The sequence below is a fragment of the Arthrobacter sp. TmT3-37 genome (assembly GCF_054510835.1).
Window position 1 is genome coordinate 125520 of record NZ_JBTNDU010000006.1, and the last position, 9083, is coordinate 134602.

The 9083-nt window shown below is 66.3% G+C and carries 10 protein-coding genes and 1 riboswitch; of the genes, 7 read left to right on the top strand and 3 right to left on the bottom strand.

Going from position 1 to position 9083, the window contains the following annotated elements; translation table 11 throughout:
* Entirely contained in the window at positions 1 to 279 is a 279-nt protein-coding gene (locus ACX80U_RS10225) for a hypothetical protein (RefSeq protein WP_459268316.1), read from the top strand.
* Positions 280 to 719: 440 nt separating this feature from the next.
* Positions 720 to 1451 carry a hypothetical protein gene (locus ACX80U_RS10230; protein WP_459268317.1) on the top strand — a complete coding sequence of 244 codons (732 nt, stop codon included), beginning with the start codon at positions 720 to 722 and terminating at the stop codon, positions 1449 to 1451.
* Positions 1452 to 1644: 193 nt separating this feature from the next.
* Here the strand turns inward: ACX80U_RS10230 and ACX80U_RS10235 are convergent, their stop codons facing one another.
* Complete coding sequence (locus tag ACX80U_RS10235; RefSeq protein ID WP_459268318.1) at positions 1645 to 2010, bottom strand: transposase; 366 nt, start codon at positions 2008 to 2010, stop codon at positions 1645 to 1647.
* Between the two features lie 427 nt (positions 2011 to 2437).
* On the opposite strand from ACX80U_RS10235, the gene ACX80U_RS10240 reads away from it, so the two are divergent.
* Positions 2438 to 2893 carry a universal stress protein gene (locus ACX80U_RS10240; RefSeq protein ID WP_133080517.1) on the top strand — a complete coding sequence of 152 codons (456 nt, stop codon included), beginning with the start codon at positions 2438 to 2440 and terminating at the stop codon, positions 2891 to 2893.
* Between the two features lie 65 nt (positions 2894 to 2958).
* Here the strand turns inward: ACX80U_RS10240 and ACX80U_RS10245 are convergent, their stop codons facing one another.
* Positions 2959 to 3828 carry a universal stress protein gene (locus ACX80U_RS10245; RefSeq protein WP_459268319.1) on the bottom strand — a complete coding sequence of 290 codons (870 nt, stop codon included), beginning with the start codon at positions 3826 to 3828 and terminating at the stop codon, positions 2959 to 2961.
* Positions 3829 to 4104: 276 nt separating this feature from the next.
* Between ACX80U_RS10245 and ACX80U_RS10250 the strand changes: the two genes are divergently transcribed.
* Positions 4105 to 4776 carry a response regulator gene (locus ACX80U_RS10250; protein ID WP_459268320.1) on the top strand — a complete coding sequence of 224 codons (672 nt, stop codon included), beginning with the start codon at positions 4105 to 4107 and terminating at the stop codon, positions 4774 to 4776.
* Here ACX80U_RS10250 and ACX80U_RS10255 read toward each other — a convergent pair.
* Positions 4742 to 6424, bottom strand: a complete 1683-nt coding sequence (locus tag ACX80U_RS10255) for a GAF domain-containing sensor histidine kinase (protein ID WP_459268321.1) — start codon at positions 6422 to 6424, stop codon at positions 4742 to 4744. The genes ACX80U_RS10250 and ACX80U_RS10255 overlap by 35 nt on opposite strands.
* A 238-nt stretch (positions 6425 to 6662) precedes the next feature.
* Here ACX80U_RS10255 and ACX80U_RS10260 point away from each other — a divergent pair, with 238 nt between their 5' ends.
* The 3 genes from ACX80U_RS10260 to ACX80U_RS10270 all read left to right on the top strand — a co-directional run bounded on the left by ACX80U_RS10260 (position 6663) and on the right by ACX80U_RS10270 (position 8693).
* Positions 6663 to 7064, top strand: a complete 402-nt coding sequence (locus tag ACX80U_RS10260; protein ID WP_459268322.1) for a pyridoxamine 5'-phosphate oxidase family protein — start codon at positions 6663 to 6665, stop codon at positions 7062 to 7064.
* 125 nt (positions 7065 to 7189) lie between these two features.
* A complete protein-coding gene (locus tag ACX80U_RS10265) occupies positions 7190 to 8071 on the top strand; it encodes a DUF427 domain-containing protein (protein ID WP_459268323.1) in 882 nt (293 codons plus the stop codon).
* A gap of 196 nt (positions 8072 to 8267) precedes the next feature.
* Entirely contained in the window at positions 8268 to 8693 is a 426-nt protein-coding gene (locus ACX80U_RS10270) for a VOC family protein (RefSeq protein WP_459268324.1), read from the top strand.
* A gap of 149 nt (positions 8694 to 8842) precedes the next feature.
* Positions 8843 to 8971, top strand: a riboswitch (SAM riboswitch).
* The last annotated feature ends 112 nt before the right edge of the window (positions 8972 to 9083 follow it).

Consider the following 9083-nt stretch of genomic DNA (forward strand, 5'->3'; position numbering starts at 1 on the left):
GTGAGCGATCACTCCGGCTTCGAATTCGACCACTCCATCGAGGGCGACGTGGACATCACAGCCTGCGACCGCGACGATTTCTGCATCCACTCAGAATTCTCGAACGAATGCTCACGCTGGTACTCGACTCAGAATGGACGCGAAACCTACCGAGTGGTCAACCTGAACGGCCAGTGCGCTGTCATCTGGGTGGTCCGATCCGACGAACCGATCAATCCGGAACTGACGAACGAGGCACCCGCCGTCTTCGACTCAATCGTGTTCACGTCCGACGAGTGACCGACTGCACTCACCATTCCTCACTGGGACTTTGCACCCCTGGCTGGGCAAGTTCCGTCCCGGCTGGTTTCGCTCCCCTGACTACAGGACGGGAAACTCCTGCTCACCTTTGCATGCCCTGAGATCAGGCGTATTCTCGTAACCTGAAGCGATCGCTGCGCGATGGCACCGGTAGTGGTCTCCCATACGTGCCCGACTGACCGGGTGCATCCTCGGGACCAGCCGAGATTACTGTCATCACGATGGTGAGACCGTTATGGGTAACAGGGAAAACGCCAGGGAACCGGACACGAGGATGTCCTTCTCCGTGTCGGCCGCAGTCGGGAGCGGTGGTCGCTCTCTTCCTCATGAAGATCCCTCCGCGGAACGGAGAGACCCTACGCTCCCCTCGCTGCTTGATGCTTCGGCCTTCACGCCGCACGGCGCCCATGGGGTGCAGCATGAACACTGATGCGTCCGAAGAGACACTCCGTGAGACCGCCTTCGGGCGACGATCTTCGCCAGCACAGGCACAAGCCGCGATGGACGAGCTGTGGAGGCGTGCCGCTCACGATGTCAGCGACACTGCGGAGCGAACGAGTGGTGAGATTCAAGGACGGGATGAGAAGCCGACGCCGGCCCCGAAAAATGTAGTTCAGGTAGCCGAACAGAGAATGCACGACGGTCATCTGCGTCCCGCCGTGATTGCAATCATCGCCTTCGGTCTCGGTGTGTGGTGGACCGCCGTATATCTCGCCTTATCCGACGACAGGTCCATCGAGGGTGCGGCTTTCGGCACGAAGACCACGAGCCAAGGGACAGTGGTCACCAACCGGGACGGGAGCCGCGAGCTGTTCGAACTGCCGGCTCTGGAAAAAAGCGTCGATGGAGCGGAGGTGGACCGCTGGTTCGGTGTTCGGCAAACCGAGCGGGATGCTCTTCCTGTCGAGATGAACACCCTGAACGTGTCGGAGTCACGGTTGGTCAGACAAGTTGGCACCGACGGCACTGTATGGATCGCCAGGGCTGTCGATGGTAGCTACTGCGCGATTATCGATTCCAACACCGCAGGCAGCGGGGCGTCCTGCACCACTCCGGCCGCCTTCGCCGAGAAGGGCGTTCTCGCTCGCTCAGAGAAACACAGCGTCTTCTGGAATCCAGAGACCTTGATCATCAGCATGGCTGGACCCTGACGTCGTGGGTCGAACGCCCCGGTCCGTGAGAAATGTCTGCTACCTGAGCCAGCAGGCGTGATGCGCGACCCAATTCGGTAGTCGTGTTGCAGCCTGTCGGAAGGGGCGACCTCGAGCAACCACCTTGAGAACCAGAATTGCGGGCGCCGAGGACTGACGGTGTGCTTCTATCCCCGGAAGGGGACTGCCCCTGCTACCTGGGATAGCACCGGTTCCGCGGTGGTGTAGAGGTGTTGAGCTGGCGGTGAAGAGTCCGGGCGATGTAGTGCTTGAGGGTTCTGCGAATGTCCCGGTAGGTACGGCCTTCCTGGGTGCGTTTGGCGACGTACTCCCGTGTTCCAGGGTGGTGAACCATCCGAGTCATGATGATGGTGTGCAGAGCACGGTTGAGCCGCCTGTCACCGCCCCGATCGAGTCGGTGCCGGACAGTGGCACCGCTTGAAGCAGGCAAAGGGTTCATCCCTGCTAATGCGGCGAAGGCAGCTTCGCTGCGAACCCCTCCTGGATGCGACCACGCTGTCAGGATCGTAGCGACAGTAACGGCCCCGGTGCCCCTCATTTCCAGCAGCGGCGCCGCGGGCTTTGCTGGATCAGCTCCGTCATACGCTTCTGGTTAGCAGTCAGCTGTGTGGCTACTTCGTGGACGCGGCGCGCCGACCGAACTGCTTCCTCGCGCGGGATCAACAACTCGATTGGCTCGTCTCGTTCCCTCCACCTGGGAACCAAGCCGTTCACGGCGGGGATCGTCCTCCGACGGCTCACAGCCGGACGTGCGGTGATCCTCCTCCCCCGCCGTCCGTCGCCCGAGGCGCCGGTAGGGACCGGACCCGGACGACGCGCCCCGACCGCATCTCCCGGTCTTCCGGAGATCTGTCGTGCTGCGCCGGGTCGGGACGAATGACCCTATCCGGGACGTGAACCAGGAGGCATCGTTCTAGGACAGCGCGATTCACCGGAATCATCGCATCGGAAAAGGAGAAGTTGCCGTGACCAGAAGGGATGTTCCTCAGATCGTTGTCGGAGTCGACGGATCCGAGCAGTCCGTCGAAGCGCTGCGGTATGCCGAGAAGCTCGCCCCCACCTTCGGCGCGACGATCTTCGCAGTCGCGGCCTGGGACTACCCGGCAGCGGATCCGGGGTTCATGCCGCTCGGCAGCAGCGAGTTCTCGGAGTCCGCACGCAGCGACCTGGAGAAGGCCCTCTCCGCTGCGTATGGCGAGGACCGGCCGGCAGGCTTCGAGAGCACGGTGGTGTTCGCCCACCCGGCCAAGGCCCTCGTCAAGGCCTCCGAGTCCGCAGTGCTGCTCATCGTCGGCCGTAGGGGCCACGGCACCTTCCGCGGCCTTCTGCTCGGGTCCGTCAGCAGTGCCTGCGTATCCCATGCGCACTGCCCTGTCCTCGTCATCCGCGAGGACGCGCATCACGCAGCGTCCGAGGCGTGATGTGCTTCCTCCGGCTGTCGACCGCAGTACGTCCGGCACGGCCGAGTGCGAAGCGTGCAGGCGCGTCACCGGACGACGACGACGTTGCCTCGCGCATGGTGCAGGACGGCATGGACGGTGGAACCGAGCCGTACTCCCAGGGTATTGGTGCCCTTTGCGCCGAGGACGACGACGGCGGCGTTGCGTGCCTCCTCGAGGATGAGTCCCGGCACGGAACGCGCCACGACGAGGTCCCGGGTCACGGCGATACCCGTATGCTCGCTGAGCAGGGCGGAGGCCCGCTCCAAGGCCTCGTCCCCCACCGCGGACACCGGGCCGGAGGGTGCATGCCTGCGGTGCTGCTGGACGTGCAGGAGCCGCACCGACGTCCGCAGGCTTGCCGCGAGATCGGCCGCCACGGCCACGGCTCTCTCACTCTCCGGCGATCCGTCGACGGCGACCAGGACGGCGTCGTGGTCGGCGCGGGCCTCGCGGACGACGACGACGGGGCAGGACGCGCTGGAGGCGAGATGGAAGCTCACCGATCCGACCAACAGGCCCGCGAAACCGCCGAGTCCGCGGGTTCCGGTGACCAGGAGCGAGGCTTGCTGAGAGAGCGCGGTGAGGTTCCCTGCCGGTAGTCCGACGATCAGGCGCCTCCGCACATCCAGGTGTGGTTCCGCCTCCGCGGCGAGATCGCGGCCTTCGTCGGCGAGCTTCTCCGCCTCCCGGCGCAGGCCGCTGTCCTGAACGCCCGTCACGGGCCCGAGGTCATGGGTGAAGAGGGGCCACACCCAGCAGTGCACGACGACTAGCCGAAGCTGTGCCGCCGAGGCGTAGCGGGCCGCCCAGAGGACCGCGCGCTTCGCGCCGTCCGAGCCGTCGTACCCGACGACCACGGGTTTGCGCTGGACCTGACCCGCGCTGGTGTCGGCATCCTCGGTGCCCGGGATCATGCCGGCACCATGAGGGGTCGCGAAGCGGAGGGCTCACCGTCGACTCGAGGCAGACGGGGTGAAGTGGGCGTGTCCATGGTGGTGTCCTGCTCCCTGGGTGCGGCAATCTCCTAGGCGTTCATTGTCGGCCGGGCCGGTGCGCAGAGGTAGGGCCGAAAGTCCCATCTCCTCTTCCGGGTCCTTGGACCCTGCTGCGACAGGGGGCGGCAGGTGATGATGGTGCGGGTGCAGGACGCGCTCAGCCGGTCGGAGCCCGGCCTTTCAGAGGAGTCGGACATGGACAAGGCCGAAGGTGACATACAGGACCGACGGATCACGGTGTTCCTCCTCGACGATCACGAACTCGTGCGACGGGGATTGAGGGAGTTGCTCGAGGACGAGGGCTTCACCGTGGTCGGTGAATCGGGCTCCGCAGAGGAGGCTGCCCGGAGGATCCCCGCCCTGTCACCGGACGTCGCGATCCTCGACGCGAGGCTGCCCGACGGTACGGGGATCGAGGTGTGCCGGGACGTGCGCTCGATCGATCCCTCGCTGTCGTGCGTGATCCTGACGAGCTACGACGACGATCAGGCGGTGCGCGGCGCCGTGTTGGCGGGGGCGTCCGGCTACATCCTGAAGGAGATCCTGGGCTCGGACCTGATCGAGAAGATCCGTCGCGCAGCGTCGGGTGAATCCCTGTTCGCAGCAGGCGTGAAGGAACGGATCATCGCCGGGCTTCGTGATGCTCCGGTCGAGGATCCGCGGCTGGCGGGACTGACGAGCCAGGAGAAGAAGGTCCTGGCTCTCATCGGCGCCGGCCTGACCAACCGGGAGATCGGCGCAGAACTGTTCCTGGCCGAGAAGACCGTGAAGAACTACGTGTCGTCGCTGCTGTCGAAGCTCGGCTTCCAGCGCCGCACGCAGGCGGCGGTGTTCATCTCGAGGCCGGCGGAACCGAGATACCGCTAGCAGCCAGGGGGATCTCGAGGTGGACGTCGGTCCCTCCACCCACGGTGCTGGTGATGGACACCGTGCCCTCGCACAGTTCGGCGCGACGCTTCATGTTGGCCAGTCCGCTCGTCCGGCCGGGGTTCTCGAACCCACGGCCGTCGTCGGTGATCCTCAACTCGAGGCGTCCGCCCCGTGCACGCAGGATCACGGTGATCGTGCGCGCCTCGGCATGACGCAGCGCATTGGCCAGCCCCTCGAGCAGCACGGCCCGCACATGGTCGGCTCGCTCGTCGTCCACTGACGTATCCAGGGGGCCGGAGAGTTGCAGGACCGGGTCGAGGTCGTGGCCGTCGAAGGCATCGGCGACGAGGGAGAACACCGTGGAGGTGAAGGTCGGGGCGACCTGCGGGACGGAGCGGAGGGAGTAGATGGTGTCGCGCAGCTCCCTGATCGTCGCATCCAGTTCCTTCGTCACTGCCGAGATGCGGTTCAGCGCTTCCGCATCCGGAGTGTACTTCCGCAGGCTCTGGATGCTCAGGCCGGCCGCGAAGAGCCGCTGGATGACCAGGTCGTGCAGGTCCCGGGCGATCCGGTCCCGGTCGCCGAAGACAGCTTCCTGTTCCCGCTGCCGGTGGATCCGCAGCAGTTCGAGGGCCAGGGACACATGGGAGGCGAAGGTGCGCATCATCTCGTGATCGACATCCGAGAAGGGCGTCGCGCCGGGCGGGCGGCCGATGACGAGGAAACGCCGGTCCCCCGCGCCTGCGAGCCTGCAGAACAGTGCCGTCCCGATGGTGCCTGCCGCAGCCCCGGGGAGTACCGCCGCGACGTCCTCAGCATCCAGCAGGACCGGTAACAGGGTGGTCGGCAGCCGGTCCATCAGTCGGGCATCGTGGCTTCGTCGTCCCAGGAGGGCCGCGGCCTCGACGCCGTCGACGGCTTCGCAGATCATCTCCCGTTCGTTGCCGAACGTCCTGAGGACGGCGGCGAGGATACTGTGCGAGGCGTCGAGTGCATGGGTAGCGATGATCTCGAGGTCATTTCTGGATCCGTCGTGCTCCCCGAGGAGTTCCCTCACCGCGTTGAGCCCGCCTTCCAGCCATCGTGTCCGCCGGTTCGATTCCTCGAAGAGGCGCGAGTTCTCTATCGCGACGCCCGCGGCGGAGGCGAGCGAGACCACGAGCTGCTCATCTGCGGCGGAGAAATCCGTCCCCCCGTTCTTCTCCGTCAGGTACAGGTTGCCGAACACCCGGTCATGGATGCGGATCGGCACGCCCAGGAACGAGGTCATCTGAGGGTGATGAGCCGGGAATCCATAGGCGAGGGGGTGCTCGCGCAGATCCGAGAGACGGACGGGGTGCGGCTCGGTGATCAGCAATCCCAGGACGCCGTGCCCCGTCGGGAGCGGACCGATGCGCCGAATGTCCTCCTCCTCGAGACCGACGGTGATGAAGTGGCTGAGCATCCGGTCCGGACCGACGACGCCGAGGGCACCGAAGCGTGCATCGACCAGCTGGCACGCCGCTTCGATGACACGTTCCAGGACGGTGTCGAGCCCCAGGTCGTCCGCGATGGCAGCGAAGGCAGCCAGGAGGTTCTCCACCCCCGCCGGAGCCGGCGGTTGCACAACCGCACCCAGGGGCGGCTCCTCAGGGTAGGTAACCATGCCGCACGCTCCGTCGATCAGGACGAGACCTCATCGTTGGACGATAACAGGGTCGGCGGGCCCCGGTCGGCGTGGCGCCCGCTTCGTACTCCCGGTCCATGGACGCAGGACCTGCACGGACGGAAGCTCGTGCTGCTCACGAATGCTGGGATCTGCTCCGAGGTGCGCCCGTCGGGTGCTGGGCGGATGCCGCCGCCGGTCCGACTGATGGAGGGCACATCAGGGTCTTCCGGCCCTGATGCATGCCTCGGACGCACTCACGCCGTCGCAATGCTGGGCGTTGGTGACCACGCAGTCGACGGGGCGGCTGGGATTCTTCCGGGAGGGGCTGCTGGAGATCTTCCCCGTCAACTACTTCGTGCTCGATGAGCGCGTGTACGTCAGGACCAGGGCCGACGGCATCATCGCCACCAGCCATCTTGAGCACGCTGCAGTCCAGACCGATTCCACGGACAGGACCACGCAGAGCGGTTGGACCGTCCTGGTGAACGGTCCGGCGGCCCGCGTCGAAGATCCTGAACTCCTCACCAGGTTGTGGGGTACAACAGCCGAGGAGCCGTGGGCGTCCGGCCTGCGCGACCTGTTCTTCGCGCTGACGCCCGCCCATGTGCGCGGGCGCCGCCCGCACACCACCCACTAGTCGCTGTCGGGTACGGGCAGCCTGTCCGACGCTCACCCGATCCGCCGTGCTCGTCCCGGTGCGCCTGCTGCGGACGCCGCCATCGGCCTCTATCCGCAGCGGCGACGCAGGTCTACCGTGAGTGCATGTCGAGCCCTCCCGTACCCCCGGCCAACCACGACACCGATGCGACCGGCGTGCTCATGCGGGACGTGATGGGGCAACTGCTCCAGAAGCTGAGATACGAGCCGACCGCGAAGCGCGTCCGCGCCACGCTCGGCGGACAGACCGTCGTGGACACGACGCACGCGATGCTCGTGTGGGAGCCGCGCAGGGTCGTGCCCGGGTACGCCGTCCCGTACCAGGACATCCGCGCCGAGATCTCGCCCCGCACCCCACCGCCACCCGAGAACGGTCCGGTCGGATTCATGCTGCCCGACCTGTCGACGATTCCCGTGTTGGACCCGCGTATCCCCTTCGACGTGCGCACGACCGCGGGCGAGCCAGTCGGGATACGCGTCGCTGGAACGGAGGCCGTCGCGTCCGGATTCCGCGCACGCGACCCCGGCCTCGACGACTACGTGATCCTCGCATTCGCCGACTTCGACAGCTGGTTCGAGGAGGACGACGAGATCATCAGCCATCCGCACGACCCGTACGGCCGCATCGACGTCCGAGGCACCTCCCGACACGTGCAGCTTATGCTCGACGGACACATCCTCGCCGACACCACCCGGGCGCGGATGCTGTTCGAGACGACCCTGCCCGCCCGGTACTACCTTCCGGTCGAGGACGTCGTGGCGCCGCTCGAGCCCAGCTCGACACGGTCCATGTGCTCGTACAAGGGCTACGCGACCTGGTACTCCGCCCTGGTGGGAGACAAGAGGGTGGATGACATCGCGTGGCAGTACGAACACCCCCTGAGTGACGCGGCCGAGGTGCAGGACTACGTCGCGTTCCTCGACGAGCGGCTCGATCTCGTCATCGACGGCGAGCAGCAGGAACGTGCCCTCACCCCGTGGTCGTGACATCGGTGGTCGTGTCACGGGCGGTGATCGACGCCGGCACGTCGCGTCGGCGGTGACCTGAGCACCCGGGGTGACGTGGGCTTCCCCGCCGAGAACCGTCGCGGTCTCAGGCCTGCCGCGGCGTCAAGGGTCTCCGCACCCCCCGGTCCTGTCCGAAAAAGCCCAGGGCACCGGCCGTGCCGACTATGCTCGCGCCATGGACCAGCAACTGCACTTCGTCACGGTCGCCACCCGCGACCTCGACGCCGCGCGATCGTTCTACAGCGGATTGGGCTGGTCCCCTGCGCTCGACGTCCCGGAGGAGATCATCTTCTACCAGGTGGCGCCCGGTCTGCTCCTGGGGCTGTTCCGATCCGACAAGTTCGCGCAGGACGTCGGGCTCGATGCGGCGCCCGGACCGTCCGGGATGACGCTGTCGCACAATGTCGGCAGCCCCGACGAGGTCCGCCGGCTGGTGGCCAGGATGGCGGACGCCGGCGGGACCATCCTCAAGGAGCCCCGCGACGGCTCCTTCGGGGGCATCTTCCACGCCCTGGTCCGGGATCCGAACGACGTCGTCTGGGAGATCGCCTTCAACCCCGGCTGGCGGATCGACGACGACGGGGCCGTCGTCATCGGCTGATGCCGGAATCAGGTGCGGCACCGGCTCCCCTGCTGTCGTATCCCCTGTCCGCCAGGTATTCGACGGGACAATGCGCGGGTATCGCACGTCCCGGTCATATTTCTTCTTATTCGCAGGACCGCCCGTCTCCCTGCCTATATTGAATTCAGCTTCAAGAGATGCGGTCGGAAAGCTCCGACTGGACCGCACACCAACCCCATGTTCCTGGGTGGTTCGGATGACGAAGCGGCCTTCGCCATGGCACGTGAGTGCCCGTCCGGCGCGGGCAAGAGCACACCGAAAGGCACTCCCGTGAGCTGTAACGCCCTCCCCCTCCCCTAGCAGGCCCTGCGCGTCCAGCGCATCCTGTTGCTCCTTTCTCCCCTTTTCCGGTGAATTCCGCCGTGCGCG